The organism is Paraburkholderia sp. BR14312 (genome assembly GCF_040948675.1).
In the GTDB taxonomy this organism is placed as follows: domain Bacteria; phylum Pseudomonadota; class Gammaproteobacteria; order Burkholderiales; family Burkholderiaceae; genus Paraburkholderia; species Paraburkholderia nodosa_A.
In genome coordinates this window covers 83,059-106,104 of the sequence record NZ_JBFPKI010000005.1, presented here as the reverse complement: position 1 = coordinate 106,104, position 23,046 = coordinate 83,059, and the positions used below count along the sequence as shown (strand labels likewise).

General features: G+C 60.4%; 21 protein-coding genes and 1 pseudogene. 12 read left to right on the top strand and 10 right to left on the bottom strand.

Annotation, left to right across the window (positions count from 1 at the left end):
* Nucleotides 1-7: 7 nt before the first annotated feature.
* Nucleotides 8-1,249: a CaiB/BaiF CoA-transferase family protein gene (locus AB3X98_RS15395; RefSeq protein ID WP_069268778.1), complete on the top strand. Its 1,242-nt coding sequence runs from the start codon at nucleotides 8-10 to the stop codon at nucleotides 1,247-1,249.
* A gap of 249 nt (nucleotides 1,250-1,498) precedes the next feature.
* Here AB3X98_RS15395 and AB3X98_RS15390 read toward each other — a convergent pair.
* Nucleotides 1,499-1,687 (bottom strand): annotated as a pseudogene (locus tag AB3X98_RS15390) (NAD(P)(+) transhydrogenase (Re/Si-specific) subunit beta); the annotation flags it as partial.
* Here AB3X98_RS15390 and AB3X98_RS15385 point away from each other — a divergent pair.
* Nucleotides 1,640-1,930 (top strand): NAD(P)(+) transhydrogenase (Re/Si-specific) subunit beta, encoded by a 291-nt coding sequence (locus AB3X98_RS15385; RefSeq protein WP_368610291.1) that lies wholly within the window; start codon nucleotides 1,640-1,642, stop codon nucleotides 1,928-1,930. The pseudogene AB3X98_RS15390 and the gene AB3X98_RS15385 sit on opposite strands and share 48 nt — an antisense overlap.
* A 647-nt stretch (nucleotides 1,931-2,577) precedes the next feature.
* On the opposite strand, the gene AB3X98_RS15380 is transcribed toward AB3X98_RS15385, so the two are convergent.
* On the bottom strand, nucleotides 2,578-3,450 hold the full coding sequence (locus tag AB3X98_RS15380; protein WP_368602308.1) for an SDR family NAD(P)-dependent oxidoreductase: 873 nt from the start codon (nucleotides 3,448-3,450) through the stop codon (nucleotides 2,578-2,580).
* A gap of 127 nt (nucleotides 3,451-3,577) precedes the next feature.
* Here AB3X98_RS15380 and AB3X98_RS15375 point away from each other — a divergent pair, with 127 nt between their 5' ends.
* Entirely contained in the window at nucleotides 3,578-4,384 is an 807-nt protein-coding gene (locus AB3X98_RS15375) for an IclR family transcriptional regulator (RefSeq protein ID WP_368602309.1), read from the top strand.
* A 105-nt stretch (nucleotides 4,385-4,489) separates the two neighbouring features.
* Here AB3X98_RS15375 and AB3X98_RS15370 read toward each other — a convergent pair whose 3' ends face one another.
* Nucleotides 4,490-5,911 carry an MFS transporter gene (locus AB3X98_RS15370; RefSeq protein ID WP_368602310.1) on the bottom strand — a complete coding sequence of 474 codons (1,422 nt, stop codon included), beginning with the start codon at nucleotides 5,909-5,911 and terminating at the stop codon, nucleotides 4,490-4,492.
* A 238-nt stretch (nucleotides 5,912-6,149) separates the two neighbouring features.
* Here AB3X98_RS15370 and AB3X98_RS15365 point away from each other — a divergent pair, with 238 nt between their 5' ends.
* The 3 genes from AB3X98_RS15365 (at nucleotide 6,150) to AB3X98_RS15355 (ending at nucleotide 8,975) form a co-directional block, all read left to right on the top strand.
* Nucleotides 6,150-7,346 carry an amidohydrolase family protein gene (locus AB3X98_RS15365; RefSeq protein ID WP_069268775.1) on the top strand — a complete coding sequence of 399 codons (1,197 nt, stop codon included), beginning with the start codon at nucleotides 6,150-6,152 and terminating at the stop codon, nucleotides 7,344-7,346.
* Between the two features lie 103 nt (nucleotides 7,347-7,449).
* Nucleotides 7,450-8,244 (top strand): enoyl-CoA hydratase/isomerase family protein, encoded by a 795-nt coding sequence (locus AB3X98_RS15360; RefSeq protein ID WP_069268774.1) that lies wholly within the window; start codon nucleotides 7,450-7,452, stop codon nucleotides 8,242-8,244.
* Nucleotides 8,245-8,279: 35 nt separating this feature from the next.
* Nucleotides 8,280-8,975 carry an SDR family NAD(P)-dependent oxidoreductase gene (locus AB3X98_RS15355; protein ID WP_368602311.1) on the top strand — a complete coding sequence of 232 codons (696 nt, stop codon included), beginning with the start codon at nucleotides 8,280-8,282 and terminating at the stop codon, nucleotides 8,973-8,975.
* A 64-nt stretch (nucleotides 8,976-9,039) separates the two neighbouring features.
* Here the strand turns inward: AB3X98_RS15355 and AB3X98_RS15350 are convergent, their stop codons facing one another.
* Nucleotides 9,040-10,191, bottom strand: a complete 1,152-nt coding sequence (locus AB3X98_RS15350; protein WP_368602348.1) for an NADH:flavin oxidoreductase — start codon at nucleotides 10,189-10,191, stop codon at nucleotides 9,040-9,042.
* A gap of 53 nt (nucleotides 10,192-10,244) precedes the next feature.
* On the opposite strand from AB3X98_RS15350, the gene AB3X98_RS15345 reads away from it, so the two are divergent.
* Nucleotides 10,245-10,763: a PaaI family thioesterase gene (locus AB3X98_RS15345; protein ID WP_256095045.1), complete on the top strand. Its 519-nt coding sequence runs from the start codon at nucleotides 10,245-10,247 to the stop codon at nucleotides 10,761-10,763.
* 30 nt (nucleotides 10,764-10,793) lie between these two features.
* Here the strand turns inward: AB3X98_RS15345 and AB3X98_RS15340 are convergent, their stop codons facing one another.
* From AB3X98_RS15340 to AB3X98_RS15315, 6 genes are all read right to left on the bottom strand, one after another.
* Complete coding sequence (locus tag AB3X98_RS15340) at nucleotides 10,794-11,492, bottom strand: TetR/AcrR family transcriptional regulator (RefSeq protein ID WP_256095044.1); 699 nt, start codon at nucleotides 11,490-11,492, stop codon at nucleotides 10,794-10,796.
* 113 nt (nucleotides 11,493-11,605) lie between these two features.
* Nucleotides 11,606-13,048 carry a hypothetical protein gene (locus AB3X98_RS15335; RefSeq protein ID WP_368602312.1) on the bottom strand — a complete coding sequence of 481 codons (1,443 nt, stop codon included), beginning with the start codon at nucleotides 13,046-13,048 and terminating at the stop codon, nucleotides 11,606-11,608.
* Nucleotides 13,002-13,853 carry an oxidoreductase gene (locus tag AB3X98_RS15330; protein WP_342947404.1) on the bottom strand — a complete coding sequence of 284 codons (852 nt, stop codon included), beginning with the start codon at nucleotides 13,851-13,853 and terminating at the stop codon, nucleotides 13,002-13,004. The genes AB3X98_RS15335 and AB3X98_RS15330 overlap by 47 nt, the downstream gene beginning before the upstream one ends.
* Nucleotides 13,854-13,890: 37 nt before the next feature.
* Entirely contained in the window at nucleotides 13,891-15,276 is a 1,386-nt protein-coding gene (locus AB3X98_RS15325) for a hypothetical protein (RefSeq protein WP_368602313.1), read from the bottom strand.
* Complete coding sequence (locus AB3X98_RS15320) at nucleotides 15,276-16,736, bottom strand: acyl-CoA reductase (RefSeq protein WP_368602314.1); 1,461 nt, start codon at nucleotides 16,734-16,736, stop codon at nucleotides 15,276-15,278. The genes AB3X98_RS15325 and AB3X98_RS15320 overlap by 1 nt, the downstream gene beginning before the upstream one ends.
* 78 nt (nucleotides 16,737-16,814) lie before the next feature.
* A complete protein-coding gene (locus AB3X98_RS15315; protein WP_368610277.1) occupies nucleotides 16,815-17,312 on the bottom strand; it encodes a MarR family winged helix-turn-helix transcriptional regulator in 498 nt (165 codons plus the stop codon).
* A gap of 191 nt (nucleotides 17,313-17,503) precedes the next feature.
* Here AB3X98_RS15315 and AB3X98_RS15310 point away from each other — a divergent pair, with 191 nt between their 5' ends.
* The 5 genes from AB3X98_RS15310 to AB3X98_RS15290 all read left to right on the top strand — a co-directional run bounded on the left by AB3X98_RS15310 (nucleotide 17,504) and on the right by AB3X98_RS15290 (nucleotide 23,046).
* Nucleotides 17,504-18,577: a phosphotransferase gene (locus tag AB3X98_RS15310; RefSeq protein ID WP_069268765.1), complete on the top strand. Its 1,074-nt coding sequence runs from the start codon at nucleotides 17,504-17,506 to the stop codon at nucleotides 18,575-18,577.
* Between the two features lie 143 nt (nucleotides 18,578-18,720).
* Nucleotides 18,721-19,539 carry an SDR family NAD(P)-dependent oxidoreductase gene (locus AB3X98_RS15305; RefSeq protein WP_368602316.1) on the top strand — a complete coding sequence of 273 codons (819 nt, stop codon included), beginning with the start codon at nucleotides 18,721-18,723 and terminating at the stop codon, nucleotides 19,537-19,539.
* Nucleotides 19,540-19,651: 112 nt separating this feature from the next.
* Nucleotides 19,652-20,566: a MarR family transcriptional regulator gene (locus AB3X98_RS15300; RefSeq protein ID WP_368610276.1), complete on the top strand. Its 915-nt coding sequence runs from the start codon at nucleotides 19,652-19,654 to the stop codon at nucleotides 20,564-20,566.
* Nucleotides 20,567-20,860: 294 nt separating this feature from the next.
* A complete protein-coding gene (locus tag AB3X98_RS15295; RefSeq protein WP_368610275.1) occupies nucleotides 20,861-21,892 on the top strand; it encodes an alcohol dehydrogenase catalytic domain-containing protein in 1,032 nt (343 codons plus the stop codon).
* Nucleotides 21,859-23,046 (top strand): DUF1214 domain-containing protein, encoded by a 1,188-nt coding sequence (locus AB3X98_RS15290; RefSeq protein ID WP_368602318.1) that lies wholly within the window; start codon nucleotides 21,859-21,861, stop codon nucleotides 23,044-23,046. Before AB3X98_RS15295 ends, AB3X98_RS15290 begins: the two co-directional genes overlap by 34 nt.

The window sequence follows — 23,046 nt, the reverse complement described above, 5'->3', positions numbered from 1 at the left end:
GTTTGATATGACAAAAGGCGCGTTGACGGGGGTTCGCGTACTCGACCTGAGCCGTATTCTCGCGGGGCCCTGGGGGGCGCAGATGCTGGCGGATCTCGGCGCGGAGGTCATCAAGGTCGAGCGTCCGGGCAAAGGGGACGATTCGCGGCAGTTCGGCCCGCCGTTTCTCATGGATCGGGAGGGCAAGGTTACGCGCGAATCGACGTTCTTTATCAGCGCGAACCGTGGCAAGAAGTCGATCACGTGCGATATTTCGACGCCCGACGGCCAGACGCTGATCCGCTCGCTGGCTGCGCATTGCGACGTGCTGCTCGAGAACTATAAGGTTGGCGACCTGAAACGCTACGGGCTCGACTACGAGAGCCTCAAACTCGTCAATCCTCGCTTGATCTACTGCTCGATAACGGGGTTCGGACAAACCGGGCCGTACAGTCCCCGCCCCGGATATGACTCGATTTTCCAGGCGATGGGCGGTCTGATGAGCGTCACGGGCAACGGCGACGACGTGCCGGGCGGCGGACCGATGAAAACCGGGCCCAGTCTCGCGGACATCCTTTGTGGACAGTACGCGGCGTCCGCGATCATCGCCGCGCTCTATCATCGCGACGCGGCACAAGGCGGCAGTGGGGAGGGGCAGTACATCGACCTGGCGCTGCTGGACGCGATGATCGCCGCCACCTCGCACTATGCGAGCCAGTACCTCGTTTCGGGGCAGGTTCCGGTCCGGCGCGGTACGGAGGGAAACGGCGGCATGCCGTCGCGCATGTTCCGCTGTGCCGATCGCGACATCATGATCGTTGCGGGCAACAACGAACAATACGCGCGGATGTGCCAGGTCCTCGGGCATCCCGAACTCGCCAGCGACCCGCGATTCAGCGAGATTGCACTGCGAGTGAAGAATCGCCGCGCGCTCGGCGAAGTGTTCGAACCGCTGATCGCCGAATGGCAAAGCGATGAACTGCTGGCGGCTCTCGACGCGGCTGGGGTGCCGGCGGGGCCGATCAACAATCTGGAACAAGTGTTCGCCGATCCCCACGTGCAGGCGCGTGCGATGTGTGTTGAAGTCGCGCATCCGCTCACCGACGAGGCGGTCCGTATGGTTGCCAATCCGGTGAAGATGTCGGGCACGCCGATCGATTCGTACGGCGCGCCGCCGATGCTCGGGCAGCACACGGACGCCGTGCTGCACGATGTGCTGGGTATGTCGCAGTCCGATATCGATACCTTGCGCGAAAAGAAGGTAATTTAGAAAGCACGATCTTGCGAAGCGCAGCCCTTCGGGGCTGCGCTCTATTGCGGACTATCCATATCAATCAGGACAACGAATGTCACTGTCGTTGCGAGACATTCGAGGATGGTTGCGGGGTTGCGCGAACCCTCGGCGGCCAACTGGCTTGTTTCGCATCACGCTTTTGCAATCAGGGGTTCTTTGATGCACATTGCAATACCCGCAGAAACTCGGGCGAACGAAACCCGCGTGGCCGCGACGCCGGAGACACGAGCGGTTCATCGCGTGGCACATGATGTACGAGAGGATCGCGCCGGAAGAGCCCACCAGCGACCCCGCGATGATCAGCATGGCGTTGTTCAGCGAGAAGCCGTGAACGTGCTGCTCGCGGAAGCCGAGGTGCCGTACGACATGGTGTTCGAAATGGAGGACATCAACAACGAGTTCGGCCAGACCGACGTGGTGCTGGTGCTCGGCGCGAATGACGTGGTGAACCCGGCGGCGAAGAACGATCCGAAGTCGCCGATCGCGGGCATGCCGATCATCGAGGCGTACAAGGCGCGCACGATCATCGTGAACAAGCGCTCGATGGCGGCCGGCTACGCGGGCCTCGACAACGAACTCTTCTACATGGATAAAACCATGATGGTGTTCGGCGACGCGAAGAAGGTGATCGAGGAGATGGTGAAGGCGGTGCAGTAAGCGGTAGCTAAAGGACGAATCATGACGACTGAGAATAGCAATAGCGGTATCGCAGACACAACCGAGGTAGAAGTCGGGTATCTCGAAGCGGGCGGCGATGCTTCAAATCATTCACGCCTGCATCAACGATCGGACGCTGCCCACGGCCGTCGAAAATCACCCCAGTGGGCATGGGCGGTCTGCCGCAGCGAATAAGACTGGATGGACGTGCACTTGCCGTTCTTCACATCGGAATGGTACTGATTGCTTTCTTGAAAAGCGGCATCGAGATCGCAATTTCCGCAGGCCGATTCGGTCTGTCGTGGTGAGCGTCCTCTTCGCCGTCGCCCAAATCCGTTCATCGCTTTACGGCTTCGGGTGCGTCTCGACGTCGCGGTGCCCCCGTTGAAAATCGCCTGACACAACGGCGCAAAAAAAACCTTGGCTCGGTGTCCCGCAGCCAAGGTCAAACTCCACACGCTCTCGCGAAGTGTGCCGGAGGAGAAATATGTGACCACTTTCGATCGTTTTGGTAGGCGTCTCGTGCGAACTCGCCGTCGGATCGAGGCATCTCAGTTAATGCAACTATTAGTTCAATTAAATTCTCTGCGCCGCTGAGAAATGCAACTTCTCGTTTCATATATTGCAACTGTGTTCAAAAAGACGCACTAAAGCATTGACTGTCCGCCGTCCACACTGATAGTCTGCCCGGTTATGAAATTAGCGTCGTCACTACACAGAAATGCAACTGTTCGTCCAATATCGAGCTCAGGATCGCCGAAGCGGCCAAGAGCGATTTCACCGAGATAGCGCGTGCGTTCCTGGGGATTGGCCTCGAGGTAGGCTTCAGCGGCTGGCGTGAGCGCTGCCGGGCAAATGACGTTGACGGTGATGCCATAGGCACCCCATTCGCGCGCGGCAACACGTGAAAGTCCACGAATGCCCTCCTTGGTTGCGGCGTACGCGCCGAATCCCTTGAGCCCTTCGATGCCTGTGCGCGAGCCGAAGTTGACGATGGTGCCGCGGCCCTGTGCCTTCATGTGCGGCAATACGGCCTGCATGAAATACAGCGTGCCGTACAAGCCAGACTCGAGTGTGTCGCTCCAGTCGTCGTCGGTAACGGACTCGAGCGGCACACCCGGGCTGCTGCTTTGTGCGTTGTCAATAAGCGCGTCCACGCGTCCGAAACGCTCAATGGCAAGTTCGACCGTGCGCACGGCGTCGGCTCGATTGCGCGTGTTACCAGGCACGACGAGCACTTGCGAGCCGAGGGCACTCAATTCGTCAGCAGCGTGCTTGAGTTTGCTCTCCGTGCGGCCAGTCAGCACCAGACTCGCGCCCTGGGTGGCAAGCGCGCGGGCAATGCCGAGTCCAACGCCTTGCCCGCCTCCGGTCACGATGACGACCTTTTCTGCCAGTTTTTTCGTGTGCATGTGTGATCCAGAAGTGAAGTTTGATGCTGCAGTTCGACGCGCGAACGTGCCGCGTGGATGGTCCGGAAAGCGTTGCTCCTGCATTGCAATTTTATGAACGCCGTTCAACTATATCTCAACCTGAATGCGGAGGCGCCCTGGCGTATTCCCGAATTCAGGCGGTGCAAAAGTGTGCCAAATTGTGATCGTTGTAAAACTATGTGAATAGTTCCCGTATAATCGATACAGTCAATTCATGGGGAAAATCATGTTGAAAGAGACCTCAGCGCCGGCGGACCGGGATGTCAGCGGGCCGCGCTCGCTGACCCGACTCCTCGGAATTTTCGATGTGCTGGCGAAGTCTCCGGAAGGGATGTCGCTGGCAGAACTGAATGTTGCCCTCGAGTCGCCGAAGAGCAGCCTGCTCAATCTGCTGAGGCCTCTCGTGGCAGAAGGGTTTTTGATGCACGACGCAGGCCGCTATCGCCTGGGGCCTTCGATCTTCCGCTTGTCCGCCGGCGTGATGGCCGCGTGGAACTTCTCGAAGATGCTGCGCCCGTTCCTGGTGGATCTCTCGAAGAGCACCAATGAAACCGTTTATATCGGCGTCCTTGATCACGAGCACAAAGAGATCACCTATGTCGATGTGATCGAGAGCGAACAATCCGTGCGCTATTCGATGCACATCGGATTGCGCCGTCCGCTCTACTGTACGGCTGCGGGGCGCGTGCTGCTGGCTCATGCGCCGGAAGCTTTCGTCACCGACTACATGAAGACGGTCAAGTTCGAGCGTCGTACGCCGCAAACGGTCGCGACGAAGAAGGCGCTGCGTGACGAACTCGATCACATCCTCGAAACCGGTTTGTCGGTGAGCCGCGGGGAATTGCTGCCGGACTCCGCGGGTGTGTCGTCACCGATCTTCGGGCCGAACGGTAACGTGATTGCGGCGATGGCGATTGGTGCGCCGCTCGAGCGTTTCGATCGCGAACGCCCGCAACTCGAGCAGAACATGATCAGGGTGGCGCAGCGTGCGTCTGCATTGGGTCAAGCCGAAGATGAGTGACCGGCCAGCGTGCCGAGCATTGAAGCACATGCTTCAATGTTCGGCACGCATGGCGAATTTGAAGAAGCGTCGGACCGGCGTGTAACAGGTCGTTCGCAACGACGATCAACGGGCGTGACGCTTCGGCAGCATGCAAGCGATCAGCAGTCCGGCAATCGAACTGCAGGCGATGTAGACGAACACCGAAACATAGCCACTGTCGGCGGGAAACGACGCACCGTCATGTCCCCCCGTCGCGCCGCGTAACAGCACGAATACCACCTGGGCGCCTACCGCGAAGAAGCACGAGAAGAAGACGTAGAGCATGCCCGTTGCCTCGCCTGTCTGATGCGCAGGCGTCGTTTCCACGATCTGGTTGTACAGCGCCGTGCTCGCGAAGGCGAGCCCGAACGAGCACAGGACCGCGCCTGGAACGAAGAGCAGCAGGCTGCGATGAAGCGCGATTAGTGAGGCCCAGGCAAAGGCCAGGATGACCATGCCGATCAAGGCGGCGCGACGCGCCTTGTAGCGGGCCGCAACGCGGCCGCTCCACGGGCTCGCGACCATCGCGACGATGTTGACGCTGAACATCAGTAATCCGGCTGCTGTTGCACTCAGTCCGAATCCAGCGTGCGTGCCGGCAGGCTGCTGGGCGAGCAGCGAGAAAACCTGTCCCAGTTGCATGGCGCCTGCCGCGAGGAATGCCATGCAGGCATTCGCCAGGATGACTTCGCGCGTCTTCAGCAGACGCACGTTGATGAGCGGATGACGCGCCTTGAGCTGATGCCGCGCCCATAGTCCCAGCACGACCATGCCGCCGCCGATCAAACCCCAAAGCCGCGCATCGCCGAGCCCCCACGCGCGGATCTGTTGCACCGCGAAGAGGATCGCGCAAAGTGCTGGAGTGAACGCAAGGCCTCGAAGGTAGTCGATCCGGACGCTGGGATGCTGTGGCGACGGCGGCGTCCATGCGCGTACGGCAGCGACTGCCACGATGCAAAGCGCGACTTTGAACCAAAAGCCGCCTTGCCAGGAATAGTGATCCACGACGACGCCCGCACAAATGTAGACCAGTCCCGCGGATACCATGCCTGCAGCACTGATCAGGCCCACCGCGCCAGGCAGCCTCGCTGGCGGCAGGTTCTCGCGGACCAGGCCGATGGAGAGCGGTGTAATGCCTGCCGCGATCGATTGCATCGCGCACCCGGCGACGAGCATGCCGACATGGGTTGCACAGGCGGCGACGACCGCGCCGGCGGCAGCGACCGACATCACCACGAGCAGGATGCGACGGTAGCCCAGCAGGTCACCAAGCCGCCCGCTCACCGCGGCAAAGACGGCCGAGCCGAGCCAGTATGCGGTAACCGTCCAGCTCACGGAGTTCGAAGCGGGAAAGGCTTTGTAGAGTGTGACCAGCACCGTATAGATAACGGTGATTCCCGACGAGGCGGCCACTGCGGCCAGCAGGATCGCCATCGTGAACCCGCGCGGCGGACCGGCTACGGGTTGTGCTCGGTGTGCCTGCTGCGAGAGGACTTCAACTTGCATGAGCGTCTCCGGTTGTATGTATCGTTTCGAGTATACTCATATGCGAACGATGTTCGTATTGATGTTTTCCGGAGGGTGCCATGTGCGAGCTTCGGAAATCGCGAGGGCGCCGATCGATATCAATTCGATATCGACGTTTCTGGGTTCGATATGAGAGTTTTTGGGCTGATGGCTTGAGCCGATACTTCTCTCAAGGGCGCACGTTGAGCAGCGCTCCCCCACAATCAGGAGAGAGTTCATGCAAGCGTACCAAGGGAAGATCTACGACGCGGACACGCACTTCTACGAAGTCGAGGACGCATACAGCCGCCACTTGCCCGAAAAGTTCAAGAAGGACTGGTCGTTCACCAGCCGTGTCACGGCCGACGGCAACCGCTGCATGTATGTCGGCGACCGCAAGGTGGAAATCAGCGAAGGCTACACCTCGGCCGAGGGGCACGTGCCGCCGCCGGGCAAGCTGCATGAATGGCTGCGCGCGATGAAGGACGGCAAGGACAACGTCGACATGCGCGTCGCCCCGACGCCGGACATGTTCAATCGCGACGCCCGCCTGAAGAAGATGGACGAATTCGGCGTGGAAGCCTGCACGATGTACATCGGCGAAATGGTCGCGTGCATTTCGTACCTCAACGAGCCTGCCGCCGCAAATGCCGTGTTGCATGCGTATAACCAGTGGATGCTCGACGACTGGGGCTTCAACTACAAGGACCGGATCTACACGACGCCGGTCGTCACGCTCGACGATCTCGACGCCGCCGTCGCCGAGGCAAAATGGCTGGTCGCGAACGGCGTCCGCGTAATCCTGATGCCGATGGGGCCGTTCAATGGCCGTGCGCCGGCGGACCCGTATTTCGATCCGTTCTGGTCGATCCTCAACGAAGCGGGCGTGCGTGTCACGTTCCACGTGTCGGAAGCGATCTACATGAAGGATCACATGGCGGTGTGGGGCGAGCCGGTGCAGCAGTCGCGCCAGCGTCAAACCGCCTTTGTCTGGATGCACGGTTACGGCGAGCGTCCGGTGATGGAAACGCTGTCGTCATTCATCTTCTACAATTTCTTCGAGCGTTTCCCGCGCGTCAAGCTGTGCAGCGCGGAAAACGGTGCCGAATGGGTGCCGTCGCTGCTCGTGAAAATGGACAAGTGCCGGGGCATGGCGAAGAATGGTTACTGGCCGTGCGGTCAACTGAAGAAGCGCCCGAGCCAGATCTTCAAGGAAAACGTGTTTGTGGTCGCGTATCCCGAGGACGACATCGGCCAGATCATCGCGCAAACCGGATCGTCGGACTTTCTGTTGATGGGCTCCGACTATCCGCACGCGGAAGGCGTGCCGGAGCCGAAAGACTTCGCTGCGGAAGCGCTCAATGGGCTTGCCGAAGAAGACACGCGCAAGATCATGTACGACAACGGTCGCAGGTTCATTCCGCTGCAGGTGTAATCGAAGTCGCGCGGGGCGCCGGTGCAGCGGGAATCGCATCCGGCGTTTGCGCGGCGGCGCGACCCGTCGTCCCGCGCTGTCTCTTCTTGTGAACAGGTAAGCCATGAATATTTCGGACTATAAGGCGTTATTGCTCGAACGCGACGGCGGCGTCCTGACCGTCACGCTCAACCGCCCCGAAACGCTGAATGCGTTTGACGAGCAAATGGACATTGAGATGTCGCGGCTCTTTCTCGATGTCGCGGAGGACGGCGAGACCCGTGTTGTCGTGTTGACGGGCGCTGGGCGCGCATTCAGCGCGGGCGGTGATATCGAGCACATGCAGCAGGTCATCGACAACCCGGCGTTGTTTCTGGAAGGCATGCAGCGCGCCAAAAAAATCGTCTTCTCGATGCTCGATTGTCCGAAGCCGGTCATCGCGAAGATCAATGGTCATGCAATTGGTCTGGGCGCGACGATCGCGTTGTTCTCGGATCTGAGCTACGCGGCCAATCACGCGAAGATTGGCGATCCGCACGTGAAAGTCGGCTTCGTAGCGGGCGATGGCGGCGCGGTGATCTGGCCGCAGCTCGTCGGCTACGCGAAGGCCAAGGAATACCTCCTGACGGGTGACCTCCTCACCGCGGAAGAGGCGGCGCGTCTGGGGCTCATCAATCACGCCGTGCCGGCTGACGAACTCGATGCCGTTGTCGATGCCATGGCGAAGCGGCTGGCAAACGGAGCCGCGCGTGCGATTCAATGGACCAAGGCTTCAATCAACATCGGACTCAAGCAACTCGCGCATTCGATTCTCGATGCGTCGATCGCCTACGAGGCGCTGTCGAATTTGACTGAAGACCACCAGGAAGCGGTCAACGCGTTTCGCGAGAAACGCGAGCCGGTTTTCAAGGGACGTTGATTTTTCACGCCGAAGCGGCGAGGGAGTGATCGGACATGCAACGGGTAGTAATGGTAACCGGTGGCTTCGGCACATTGGGACGCGCGGTGGGCCGGGTATTTGCCGACAATGGCTGGAAGGTCGCGCTGATCGACAAGGCGCCTGCGCCGGACGGCGCGAGCGCGGAGCAGCTACACGCCTCCTGGTGGCGAGGCGGCGTGGAACTCACTGACCTGGACGCGGCGCGCGCGGCGTTTTCGGCGACTGTCGAGCAGCTTGGCAAGCTCGATGCCCTCGTCAACATAGCGGGCGGATTTCGCTGGGAAACACTGGCGGACGGCTCCCTCGAGACGTGGGATTTGATGTATCAGATGAACGTGCGGACGGCCGCTACGGCATCGAAAGCGGCGTTGGACTATCTTGCTGTCGGCGCGCACGGCGGTCGCATTGTCAACATCGGCGCTGGTGCCGCACTGAAGGCAGGTATGGGAATGGGTGCGTACACGGCGTCGAAGTCGGGAGTGATGCGTTTGACGGAGGCGCTAGCCGAAGAGCTCAAGGATCGGTCAATTACCGTGAACGCGATCCTGCCGGGTATTATCGACACGCCGCAAAACCGCAACGACATGCCCGATGCAGACTTTTCACGTTGGGTACGGCCCGAGGAAATCGCGAACGTGATCCTTTTTCTCGCTTCCGAAGCGGCGTCGGGGGTAACCGGTGCATTGATTCCGGTTACTGGGCGCACCTGAAGATTAACAGGCCACCAACAGCAGTTGACGCCTGATACAGGGGCGTCAACTGCAAAACTGCATTTCAGGTGAGGCGCGCGAGCGAATCGTTGCTGAATCCGAGAAACGGCTCGCCAAGGCGGGCACGCCGGGCCCAGTTCGGGTCGTGCAGAAGCGAACGTCCTACGCCAACAAGGTCAAACTCGTTGCGCGAGAAACGATCCAGCAGTGGTGTCAGGTCGGGTTGCACCGATGTTTCGGCTCCGGCCATGGAATCGTAGTAACCCTTATTAATGCCGATTCCGCCCACCGCCATAGCATACCGGCCGGTCACTTTCTTTACCCAGCCTGCGAGATTCATCTCCGAGCCCGGGAATTCCGCGCGATTGAAATAACGCGTGCTCGCCTCGAAGATGTCGACGCCAGCATCTGAGAGCGGTGCGAGGATCTGTTCGAGCTCGTGCGGATCGTTGGCGAGGCGCGCACGGAAATCCTGCTGTTTCCACTGTGAAAAGCGGAATGTAATCGGCATCGTATCGCCGATCGCTTCGCGTATCGCGCGCACGACTTCTGCGGCAAAGCGGCTGCGCGCCACGAGATCCTTACCCCATTTGTCCGTGCGTTGATTGGTCTCGGCCCAAAGGAACGCATCGATCAGATAGCCGTGCCCTCCGTGGATGGCGATGCCGTCGAATCCGGCGGTCTTCGCAAACGACGCGCTTCGACCGTAGGCGGCGATGACGTCCGCGATCTCGGTGTCGGTCATTGGGTGCGTTGGTAGCCTCACCCGCTCCATGTAGCCCGCGTTGAGAGAAGTCGTGCGTCCGGACGGCCCCCAGAGCCCCGATGGCCGTAGTGGCGCGGCGGCGGGGAAGGGCCCTGTGTTCGCCTCTTTCATCGGTCCCATGTGCCACAGTTGCGGAAAGATGACGCCGCCGCTCGCATGAACTTCATTCGTCACTCGCCGCCACGCGGCAACCGATTCTGCTCCGGCGAGTACGGGAATCGAATTCTCGCCGAGTCCGGCTTCGCCCAGGGCCGCCGGATGATCGACACCGACACCTTCCGTGATGATAAGGCCAGTCTCGCCCTGCGCGCGCCGCTTGTAGTAGGCGGCAACGTCACTGCCGGGCAGTCCATTGGGCGAAAAGCCGCGAGTCATGGGTGACATGACGATGCGGTTGGCAAGCGTGACGCCTCGAACAACGAGCGGCGTAAAGAGCGATCCGATGTCCATATTCATTCATATAATTGACTTGCGTGCGAATAATGATACGCTATGTCTCGCCCATGAAAAAGCATTTATTGGTGCCGGTCACCTACGGCGCGAAGAGGAGAGTGGCATTGGAACACGCACACGCATTGGCGGTAGAGGCGCTTGAAGAGAGCGAAGAAAAGCCCATTCCGGAGGGCTTTGCATTGATGCCGGAGTTTGGCCCCTTCCATCAGATGTTCGGTCCTACTTATTTTCGCAAGAGCGAGCGTGGACACGTCGTCGGTATGTATGTGCGCGAAGCGCATCGGAATCTCGGCCAGATGATGCACGGCGGCGCCGTTTGCATGCTGGCGGATACGGCCATTACGTGGGCGAGCAAGTATTCGCGTCAACCGGCCGTACGGGTGTTGACGACGGGCCTGACGGTCAACTTCATGGGCAACGCTGAACCGGGCGACTGGGTGGAAGCCCATGTCGACGTTCTGCGTTCTGGGAAACGGGTGATTTTCTCGGACTGCCGGATCTGGGCCAATGCGAAGTGCATTGCCCAGGCATCCGGGCAGTTTCAGGTGATGGGGGAAGTCGGCGGCTAGTCTGCGGGTGAGGCAGGCGCGCGGCGAACGTTACTGCATTGCTCTCGCCCGAGCCTTATCGAGCGTTGCGCGATACTTCCAGGCGGTCAACAGGATCCGATGAATCCTCTCGGCCCTACGCTTGCGTTCAGCGCGCGTAGTCTGGATCGCAAGGTGCACTTCGGGGGCCCCAGTGACCAGCGTGAGGAGATCACGTGCCGCGTTCGCAGGATCGTCGATGTCGATCATTCCATTGGCCGCTGCCGCTTCCAGAACGGCCGTAAGCGGCTCCAGCATCGTCACCACGAACTGCAGAAACTGCCTTGCGACATCCGGAAAACGTATCGCCTCGCCAATGACCATGCGTGAAGTGTGAATGCTGTCCGGTATCGCCATGTGTTCGACGAGCGCATCGATCAGGGATGCCAGGCTGGTCGAAAAATCGCGGCCGGGCACCAGGTGCTGATCGATCTTGCCGCGCAAGTCGGACATACCGCGCCAGACGATAGAGCGAAAAAGCTCTTCCTTCGTGCCGAACTGGCGGTAAACGGTAGTTTTGCTGACGCCGGCCAGTGACGCGATTTCATCGACCCTGGCGGCACCGAAACCTTCCCTCATGAAGACCGTTTTGGCGGCGTCGAGCAGGCGCTCGCGCAGCTGGACCGCGTCGTCGTGGGTGGGCCGGCCGGCCGTTCGAGGTTTGCCCGCCGCAGCGAGCCGCGAGGCTCCGTCGGGAGCCTGGACTGCCATAGGTTTGGACATCGTTGAGCTTTTGATGACGGAATTAGGGCATCAGTATACTCACGAGCGCCAGAGGGTGCCAATACTGGCCCCCTGGGCCCCGCAGTTGCTCGCGGCCGAAATCAAACGTTGATCATCCCACGCACATACGACTCCATCGTGCCCGCGCAAGAGAGCTTGTCTTCGCCTTCTTCGAGGTCGGCATAGCGTCCGACCCGCCTGACCAGTGGTCCCTGGAGGCCGTCGGTGTTCCCCGCCGGCGAGAAGTCCACCGTGACTTTGTCGCCAGTGATGAAGCCGCCCCAGTATCCCTCGGCAAGCAGGTCGAAAAACGCGAAACGGCCCTCGGCAATGCCGCGCCCATCCGACGGATTCAGTAGTTGCTCACCGGCTTTGTCGAGCACGAACGGAACGATCCAGGGGCAGATTGCGTAGCCCTGTGCCACCTCCGACCAGGGGCCGGTCCCGATCATTTCGGACATGCCATAGCTGTTCTGGACGTTCTCCGGGCGAATGCCATAGAAGCGTATGATCTGCTCCCGATAGTCGGTGGGTGCCGAGGTGCCCTTCAATCCGCCGCCGGTCGTGATCACCGTGTCGGGGTGGCAGATTCCATCGGCGATGCCGCGCTGGCGGGCGCGCTCAACGAGCGTCCAGTGTAGCGACCAGTTGCCCTGTACGAGAACGGGGACGTCGCGCTGTGTGACCAGCTTGTCGAGAAATCTGTCGATCATCGCGCCAGTATGGCGCTGGCGCGCCACCGCATGTTCCTGAAAAGCCGCGACTTCACTGGGTTTGGCGGAGCCGTCGGCGATTGCACGACGCATGCGGCCCATCGAGATCGTGGCGGAAGCAAGCACCGGTTCGTCGAACATCAGCGTGCTTTCGGCGCCAAGTCGTTTCGCAGCGCCGAGTACCGGTTCAATGTGACGATGCGCGCCGGCAGGCGGCATCATCAGGAATACCGGGCGCTTGCCGAAATCTCGGCGGATCAGTTCGTTACCGTGAATGCCGAGTTTCACACACGACTCGGTGACGTTCTCGAGATCGGCTTGCGTCTGGTTGATGAAGCTGCATTTCCCTGATGTGCCGCTCGAGCTGAACACGTAGTGTCCCGCTTCGCGCAACCGGCCCATCCACGCGTCGACGTCTTCCACGCCCGTCATATCCACTTCGCTCACCGGGGTGCTGGAAAGCGTCTGCAGCCAGGCCGCCAGATGCTTCCAGCGGCCGTTGTCGATGAATTGCTCGGGGTAGCTCTTGTAAATCTGATGCGCGAACAGGAGAGGAACCATGTCCTCATGGCGGTTGATGGTTTCAACGCCCAGATCGTCCGCGCGGCGGCGCAGCAGCCTGATCTGGTTGCGGCGCCCGGCGAAACGCTCCTTCATGGCGGCGAGTTGAAGCTCGCGAAGGTTTTCAGGGTGATTGCGGAACGGATCGGCGTTATCGCGAAGCATTGCATAAAATGAGTCCAGTGCGGACATGTCGTCTCCCAGGCAACGAGCTTCTGCAGCGTTAGCGATCAAAGTCAGTGGAACTCGACACGTCGAGCCACGCTTCAAGATTGTCCTGTACGGACGCGAGCTTCTTTCGGACGACGTCGACGGCATCCGGGCCGAGCGGCAACCGCAACGGCGGGTTCTCCGCAGACACCGCGCGCACGACGGCGGCGGCGGCCTTGGCTGGATCTCCCGCCTGCGTGCCGTGGTAGCCACCCATCATCTGGCGCATCTTGCCCACCGTTTCAGCGTAGGCAGGCGATTCGATCTCGCTCCATTTCAGCGAGCCACCCGCGAAATTCGTGCGAAAACCGCCGGGTTCGACGATGGTCACGTGAATTCCAAACGGCTTCAGTTCTCGCGCGAGCGATTCGGACAGCCCTTCGATCGCGTGTTTCGACGCGCAATAGAAACTGCAACCCGCGATGCCGATCACTCCGGCCACCGAGGAAAAGTTCACGATATGCCCGCGCTTTCGCTCGCGAAAATGGGGCAGTGCGGCGCGGATCACGTTGACCGTGCCGAACACGTTGGTATCGAAGAGCTGACGCGCTTCCTTGTCGGAAACCTCTTCGAATGCGCCGAACAGACCGTAGCCGGCATTGTTCACGAGAACGTCGATGGCGCCCGCCCGGCCAATGGCCTGCTCGACGGCGCGGGGCACCGAAGCGGCGTCGGTGACGTCGAGCAACACGCCGTAGGCGCGCCCGGGCGCGAGATTCTCGAACGGCGCTATCTGCGTGTCGTTACGCACGGTGCCCACCACCTTGTCACCGCGTGCGAGGACCGCTTCCGCCAGGGACCGGCCGAAGCCGGACGAGACTCCCGTGATGAACCACACGGGCGGATTTGTCGTTTGCTCAGTCATTGTGGAGTAGGTCTACGTGATATTGAAAAGAATTGCCTCAATTGGCAATACGGGCTTCGGTCATATCCGCAATTTCTCCGCGGACATAGGCGTCGATCGTTCCGGCACACGAAAGCTTGTCGTCGCCGGCGGGCAGATCCTTGTAGCGCACCACGTCGCGTATGATGGGCGTTCGCACGCCGTCGATGCCATGGCCGAACTCCACGGTGACCTTGTCCCCGCTGATGACACCGCCCCAGCGGCCGTCGGCGAGCAGATCGATCATCGCAAGCCGTCCTTCGACGACACCTTTTCCGTCACGCGGATTCAGCAACTGCTCGCCGGTGGAATCGAGCACTAGAGGAACGAGCCACGGCGGTACCGTCCACGCCTTCGCTTCATGGAACCACGGGCAGAACCCCGATACTTCGCCCATGCCGTATCCATCGTTGAAATTGGTCGCGTTGAAATTGAAGAAGCGTTCGCACTGCTGCTGGAAATCTCCCGGCAAATTTGCACCCTTCTTGCCGCCGCCGATACTGATGATCGTGTCGGGGTGGAAGTCGCCGTCGGGAATGCCTCGTTCGCGCGCCGTGGCTACGATCTGGTAGAGCATGCCCATCATGCCCATGATGAACATCGGTTCGTGGCGCCGCTCGAGCAACTCGTCGATGAAGTGCCGGAAGTCGGCTTGCACACGCTCGGTGCGTTCACGATTTTCGTTCTGGAAGGCTTCGATTTCGCTGGGCAACGCGGTGCCGTCCGCAATCGCTCGACGCATGCGCGCCATGCGTGTGGTCTGGGCGGCGCTTTGTGGCACGTCCGACATGTAGTGAATGTCGCCAGGCAGCGCAATCGACTCGGCGAACTTCGCCATGCGCTCGGTGCCGGTGTAGGACCCGGAAGAGGGCGTCAAAAGGTACGCGGGATAACGGCGCGACCGATCGCGCATGGCGCTTGCCGCCCAGCGAATACCCTGGTCGAGCAGGCGCCAGCCGAGCTCACGGTCGGTTTCACTCTGGTAGATGAATGACTGCTTCCCCGAGGTGCCGCTCGAACTCATCACATAGTGGCCGTTGCGGCGCAACTCGTTGATCCAGTCGTCGAGATTGGCGACCTTACTGTAGTCGAGCCCATCGATCCTGTTCGTCGTAAGGGTCTGAAGCCATGCTGTGAGGTGACGCCATTTGCCGTTTTCGATGAACGAATCGGGATAGCTCTTGTAGACGGCGTCCGCGAATAACAGCGGAACAGCGTCGTCCAGCGTGCGAAGTTCCGTGACGCCGGCTTCGCTGGCCCGTTTGTCGAGAATGCGAATTTGTTGACGGCGCTGCGCGAAGCGCTCCCGTACGGCTTGCAGCTGCACGGTATGGAGGTTCTCGGGCGCGTTGCGAAAGGGGTCCTGCAGATCCGTGAATTGCAGGAGGGAGGAAAGGGCATGCATTATCGCGTCTCCTGCTGGTTCGGACCCGATTCCTCCGAGATCCATTTCATGAATCGGTGGATCGGAAACATGCCGTCATGGGGGTAGCCGCCAACGCCATCCGAAATCGATTCGCCCAAAGCGACCATGCGCTGCACGCCTGCGCACGCAAGGGCGTCGCGCACCTCGATTACCCGATGCGGCGGATAGATACCGACGGTCTGCGTCGCGACAGTCGCGTAGCGCGCTCCGTCGCGCAAGCTGCCCACGGGAATGACGTTGACTGTCTTGCAGATCGGATGGAAGTCAACCATTTCGTCCGAGCGCACGACGAGACCCTTGCCGTCGTAGCCACCGAACACGCGATAAAGCGGCTCCATTTCACGCAGCACGTCGACGGCTTCGCGAATGTCGCTCGGCACCAGCGGACCCTGGCCATCGCCATAACGGTAGTCCTCGCCGAGTGCGAGCGCGAGTTGCTCGCAGTAGCGGTCGGCATCGTCTTCGTCGCCTTCGATGAACTGATAGCGGCTTGCGTTGCACGCATCCTGGTTGAACGACAGCACATCGGCGGCGCCCGCACGCGCGACCTCGCGCAGAACCTCGTTGGAGCTGAAGGCCTCGCGGCCGATCAGGGAGATCGACACCTTGGGATCAAAAGCAACCAGTTCCAGACCCGGCCCGGCGTAGCGCATGACGTGGCGTACCGCGCTCTCGCCGCCCCAAACGACGATCTTGTCGAAGTACTGCGGGCGATAAAGAATGGACTCGACGTTCTCGTCGCCTCCGCGCCAGTAGGCAGCGGAAAAGGACTGCGTGACGGGATGGTTCGGATCGATTTCGGCCATCGTGCGCAGAATCGCGGTGGCCGTAAACAGGTCGTTCGACGGCAGCTTGAGCAGATGCACACCTTTCGTCAGCGCGGCGCGCATGACGGTCATAGCCGCGACCATCGGTGAGTTGCCCGCCAGAATATGAACGAGCCTCGGCGGGAAGGCGCGCAGACGGCTAGGGCGGCCGCGCAGCGTGCGTTCTACCCAGCCGTCGACGAGCCTCGCGTCGCCAAGGCTCACACGCAACTCGTCGTCGATTACCTCGCGCAAAAACAGGTTAGGTATGTCCCGATAGCAGTTTTCGAGGATCCGGCGTCCCAGGGGACTAACCTTGATCATCGATTCGAGTGCGGCCTGCATGAGCGGATTGACGTCGAGATGCAGGCGGGGACCGAGCTCGACGAGAAAATCAATAATCTGCGCGACAGGCACATCGAACGCAGGACCCGACTCCGCACGCGGCCAGACGAGATCATCGAGTTCGATTTTGGGCGTGCAGAAACCCTGACCGAGATCTCGCGATACGTGCTTGATCGCGTTTCCGGTGATCATACGGCCGCGATAGACATGCGCAACCGGCAGCGGCGCAAAATCCGACGCTTGCGTCGATGTCTCGGCCGGTCGTGTGGTTGTTTCGGTGTGCTCCATGAACTGCTCCTTTTTCAATTGAGTCAAACACTGAGCTTTTGCGGATTCGTCGCTCGATTCGGGCATGGACCTAGCCGTTCAGCTCAGGTTGACGATCATTCGCTCGAGAAGACGTTTGACGGTTGCGACTTCGTCCATCGTGAAGCCGTGAAGCTGGCGGTTGCTCGTTTCCACGATGTGCGGCAGGGTCTCGCGCAGCAATCCACGGCCGTCTGCCGTCAATGCGAGTTCGACGCTGCGTCTATCGGAAATGCTTCGGATTCGCTCGATCAATCCGCGCTTTTCGAGTGAATCGAGCTTCCGGGTCATTGCGCTGCTGTCCGCGAGAAGGATGCGGCAGAGAGCGGTGGGCGTGCGTGCGCGCTCGTCGTAGAGCGCTTTCAGGATGCCCCACTGGAGAGCGGAAAGTCCGCTGGAGGCAAGCTTCCGGTCGATTTCGTTGCCCAGCAGAAGGTGAACCAGATTCATCTTGAACGCCACGCTCTCTTCGGTTCGGTATTCCTCCGGGGCGAGCATTCTTGCTGGTGCGGCACCGGCGAAGTCATCGGCCAGTGTGGGTGAGTCAAGGAGATTCATCAGGTGCCTGCCAAAAAAGTATCTGCATCTGGAGGCAACTATATGCACGGCATTCAAAATATGCAACGCTCGACCAGGTGTGGTTTTCCCCATGTTGCGGTCGAACGACTCTGTGCGCGACGATGCGCACGCGGCTTGCCTATCTCAATCGCCAGGGGGAAATCTTGTCTGCATTAGCTGTGGTGAGTGACATGTCGTTGCCGGTCACGGTGGAAGGCGTGACCGCAGAGTGGCTCACGTCGGCACTCGCGTTTCGCTTCGCGGGCGTGGAAGTGACTTCGTGCAACCACCTGGCCGTGCTGCCTGGAACGTCGACGAAAGTGCGCGTGGCGCTCGAGTACAACGATGTGGGCAGGGAGATGGCGCTGCCTTCGCGCATGATCGTAAAAGGTGGCTTTCAGGATCACAGCGAGTTAATGCAGGACATGTACCGCAATGAAATGCGGTTCTATCGTGACGTTTTGCCATTCATAAATATGAACGCGCCGAACTGCTTTTATGCGGGCGCGGATCCCGATCGATGGCAATCTGTCGTCGTGATGGAAGACCTGGAGCAGCGCGAGGCTCGCTTTTGCAGGGCGCAGCGATCGCAACGCTACGAAGAGGTGGAGCGGCGGTTGAGCGCCATGGCGCGCTATCACGCGCAAACCTGGAACAGCGCCGAATTTGAAATGGGCGGCCGCTTTGATTGGGTGGGTGAGCGTTTTTCCGACTGGTCGCTGGAATATCAGAATCGCTATCTGGAACCGGATGTGTGGGCCCACTACGTCTCGCTTCCGCGAGGGGCCGCCGTGAGCCGGTACCTGCACGATCGTGAATGGATGGTGGCAGCGCTCGCAGACATTGCGAGCCAGCACAAAGGAAAGCCCGTGTGTCTCATTCATGGCGACACGCATCTGGGCAACCTGTTCGTCGAGCCAGACGGAACACCAGGCTTTTTCGATGCTCAGGTAAGCCGGGCGCCGTGGAGCCTGGAGGTTGCCTACCACATAGGCTGCGCGCTCGATATCGAAGACCGTCGCGCGTGGGAGCGGCCGCTGCTCGAGCACTACTTGTCGCAATTGGCAACTGGCGGAGTCGAGGCACCCTCGTTCGACGAAGCTTGGGAAGACTATCGACGCGATCTCGCATACGGCTATTTCATCTTCGCCATCAACGAGACTCGCTTCCAGACGGAGGCGGTGAACACAGCCTACGCGGCGCGCTTTGGCGCGGCATTGGTGGATCACGCAAGAGTAGGGTCGGGTGATCGCAAAGGCCAATAATGCAACTATGTGTTGCATTATTGGCCTCGTGAGACTAAGCTTGGTCGAAAATGCCGACGCCAGCGCGCGTACGGACAGCCGCACAGGGAACAGGAGCGCGCGAATACTTTGAGTGGCGAGCAACTACATCATTCGACTACAGCATGCCTCCTCCAAAAGTTTTTTATCAGCGTTTGAGCGGCAAGATCGCGATCGTCACTGGCGCGGGGTCGCTCGGGCAAGGTTACGGCACGGGCAAGGCTATTGCCTGTCTTTTTGCGGCTGAGGGCGCATCCGTATGCCTCGTCGATCAGCAATACGAAAGGGCTGCCGAGACACTCGCATTGATTACCGAATCCGGCGGTCAGGGGTTCGTCTGTACGGGTGACATCACGGACGCAGCCGTGTGCGCGCGAATCGTCGAAGAGACCGTTGAGCGATATGGTGGCCTGGACATACTCGTGAACAACGTCGGAATTTCAGGCGCACCGGGACGGTTGCAGGATATCGACGAGGCGTCGTGGGACCGCGTGATGGACGTGAACCTGAAGAGCGCATTCCTGATGAGTCGCAGTGCAGTGCCAAAGATCGTGGCGCGCGGAGGCGGGGCAATCGTCAATATCAGTTCGGTTGCCGGCATACGCAGTCACCGGTCAGCCGCGTACGGTTCATCGAAGGCAGGCATGGTTGCGTTCACGCGCGAATTAGCGGTGATGTACGGCCGTGAACATGTGCGTGCCAACGCCATCGCGCCGGGGCACATCTTTACACCCATGGTGCAGAGCATGCTCAATGAGAAGGCGCGCGAGCGGCGCCGCAAGATCGCACCACTTCCGCTGGAAGGAGACGCGTGGGATGTTGCGTCTGCCGCGCTGTTTCTCGCCAGCGACGAGTCGCGGTTTATTACCGGCACATGCCTGCCGGTGGACGGCGGAGTGACGGAGATTGCGGCACTTGCTGCTTACGATCTCGTTGGACAGTAGTTGGGCCGTGCGCGCTGGGCGTGCACGCCGATTTGTTGTGTCGTTCTGCGGGCGGATTTTTCTGGTAACTTAGCGTTGCCGAAATGACCCCGCTACAGGAAACGGCACCTGTATGGCGTTGACGCGAGCCGTAGAGCTACCGATCACGTCATGTCGCCCATGGCTCGTTACGAGCATTTGCCATCTGGCACGCGGGTCTCGACCGATCGATGATGGTATGGGTGCCTGCAAGACCGCCGATTCACTTTTTGCCGCACTCGCGGACGCTACCCGGCGACAACTGTTGTCGTTGCTGGGCGCAGGCGCGCAAAGCGCGCCCGCGCTGGCGCGCGGACTGAACATATCGCGCGCGAGTGTGCTCGATCATCTGCGTGCACTCGACGAGGCGGGCTGGGTCGATGTGGCTCAGGACGATAGCGGCGAGGCGCTCTATTCGAAGCGCGCGCACGCCGAAGCGCAATTCCTCGCGGAGTGCGTCGCGTTGCAGACACCGGCAAGGCCCGAAGCAGGCGACGCCCTCGACGCTCAAGCCGCGGCGTGGGCGCGCGAGTGGCCGGCCGAAGACGCGAACGTCTATCTTATCGGGCAACGGCTGCTTCGGTTGTCGACACACATCGACCAGGCGCTCAAAGAGGCCGCCGCGAGCCAGGGCATCCTGGCCGCCGAGTTGTTGCTGCTGGACGCGCTGCTGGTTTCGGGGCCACCTTATACTCAGTCGCCGACGCAGCTTCAGAAGCCGCTGGCGATGACGCTTGGCGGCATCACGAAGTGCGTGAGCCGCTTGGAGCAGATGGGCTTGGTGGAGCGAACGCCGGACCCGGCGGATGGACGCGGAATTCTCGTGCGAATGAAGCCGCGAGCGCGTAAAGTCCTGGAGAACATTCTCCGCGAAGGGGCTTACGGAACCGACTGGGTGGCGTCCAGCCATATGGCGCCGGCACGGCGGGCGGCGCTCTCGATTCTATTGCGCGAACTTCAGCTTTTCGCCGACGCGGAGGCTGCGCGTCGAAGCCGCGAGCGCCGCTGATATCTTCTCGTCGATCGCGGTCGCGCCAATATCTCGTTGCGCTGCGCAGCGGTTCGCTACGCAGCACTCACGCCGGCACCCTTTGCCGGCCATCTCCCTCATCTTCCTCCTGCCACGTTGAGCTGACCGGGCCTGCGCCGCATGTCTTTTGCAGCGCGATCGCTCGTCAGCAACAGTCGCCGAGGCGAATTTCCTGCGCATTCTCCGTAAAAACACCTGGTGGAATCTAATTACTTTCCCAGTAAAGTAAATTCCAGGTGCTCGACATGAGCAAATCACTCACGCAAAACGGAGATGCGATCGATGAGAGCCGCATATTTCACGGGCGTAGGTTCGCCGCTAGAAGTTAGGAGTCTTGCAGATCCAACCCCGGGTGTAGGCGAAGTTGTGTTGAAAATTCACCGCTGCGGGATTTGCGGATCGGATCTTCACATGACGAACGGGCACGCACCGCACTTCACGCTTCCGGAAAATTCGACACTGGGTCATGAATTTTCCGGAGAAGTGATTGCGGTTGGAAAGGGAGTGGAGAAGCTGAGCGTCGGAGATCCTGTTACGGCGCTGCCGTTCACGGGATGCGGGCATTGCGTTACCTGTCTTGCGGGAAAGCCTAACTTTTGTGCGGAGTTCAAGGGCGCCGCGGCTGGGTTTGCGCAGTATGCCGTCGTCGCGGAGCGTGTCGCGACGAAGCTTCCCAAGACGCTGAGCATGGACGACGGTGCACTCATCGAACCAATGGCGGTCGGCTTGCACGGCGTCTCGCTCGCGAAACTGACGCCGGGAGCGAAGGTGCTGGTGATTGGCGCAGGCCCCGTGGGGCTCGCAGCGACTTTCTGGGCGCGGCGGCTCGGCGCGGGGCGCATCGTTGCGACCGCTTCCTCACTACGCCGCGAGGCGCTCGCGCGGCATATGGGCGCCGATGCGTTCGTTGTACCCGACGCGGGGCAAGATCTCTCGACATTGGCCGCCGATGTGCTTGAAGGTGCACCGGACGTCGTATTCGAATGCGCGGGACAGAAGAACCTGATCGCGCAGGCGATTCAGTGTGTCAAGCCGCAGGGTGACGTGATCGTGCTCGGTTTTTGCACGGTCCCCGATCAATTCGTTCCAGCCGCGGCTGTGTGGAAGGAAGTGCGGATCCTGTTTGCTGTTACGTACAGCATGCGGGAATTCACGCATGTCGCGAACGTGTTCGACGCGGGCCATGTCGAACCGCGCATGATGATCACGGATCGCATTTCGCTCGAGGCACTGCCTGAAGTCTTTGAAGCACTGCGCAATCGCTCGACGCAATGCAAGGTGATGGTGAATCCATGGCTCAGCTGAAATCGTGGAGGGACTATCTTGCCAGGCTCGGCGAGGCCGAGAGCTTGCTCGAGCTGACCGAAACGCCTGACGACCCTCAAACGCGGGCGGATTTGTATCGTCAGTTTCAGATGAACCTCTCGCTTGCATACTTCATCTATTTCCAGTCCGATCCGCTTCATCCCGACTGGCTGCCCTTCCTGAACTCGGTGTTCATGCTGCAGCCAAATCCGGACGACACGTACTTCATCGCCCCACTACGCGGCGACCTGCGATACCGGCTTGTGGGAGAGCGTGGAAGCGTGCATCTGCTGACGCTCGATATCGGCCGCGGCATCATGGGAACCACCGACGAAATCCATCCTCCGCTCGGTCAATTCGATCTCGACGATCTGGAGATCGACGACGACGGGAACTTCGAGGTGCTGTTGAGTGCGGAGCGGCCGGCCGGTTACGAGGGTAACTGGCTACCGCTACATGGCGACGCCGACTTTGCGATGCTGCGCCAGCGTTCCTATGCGTGGGGTACGGAGCGCGACGCGCGTGTGGCCATCGAGTGTCTTGACGCCCCGTTCACGAAGCCACTGATGGGGTACGAGGACATCGCGCAGCGAACCGGCGAACTGATGAACTATGCGGGCCGGTTGTCACGCCGTTGGCTCACACATATGCAGCAACTGCGTACACGTAGCAAGGTGAACGAATTCGAGTTCTTTGCCTTCGGCGGCGGTCTCGCGAAACAGGCTTACTGGCAAGCGATTTTCGACTTCGGTCCCGACGAGGCGCTGATCCTTGAAACGGCATTGCCGCAGACACAACGCTACTGGAACGTGCAGTTGAATGACGCGCTTTTCAACACGCTCGACTTTATCGATCATCAAAGCAGTCTCAATGGATATCAGGCTCACGTCGACGAAGACGGGCATTTTCGCGCTGTGATTGCTCATCGTGATCCGGGTGTGCCGAACTGGCTCGATACCTGCGGCATCAATCGCGGCACGGCGATAGGCAGATGGTATGCATGCAGTTCGGAGCCTGTCCCGACGCTCAAGCGTGTGTCATTGGCCGACGTTCGCAATTACCTGCCAGCGAAAACCCCTGTCGTTGATGGGAGCGAGCGTGAGAGGCGCTTGCGGGAACGACGCATCGGCGCGCAGTTGAGGCGGCGTTGGTAA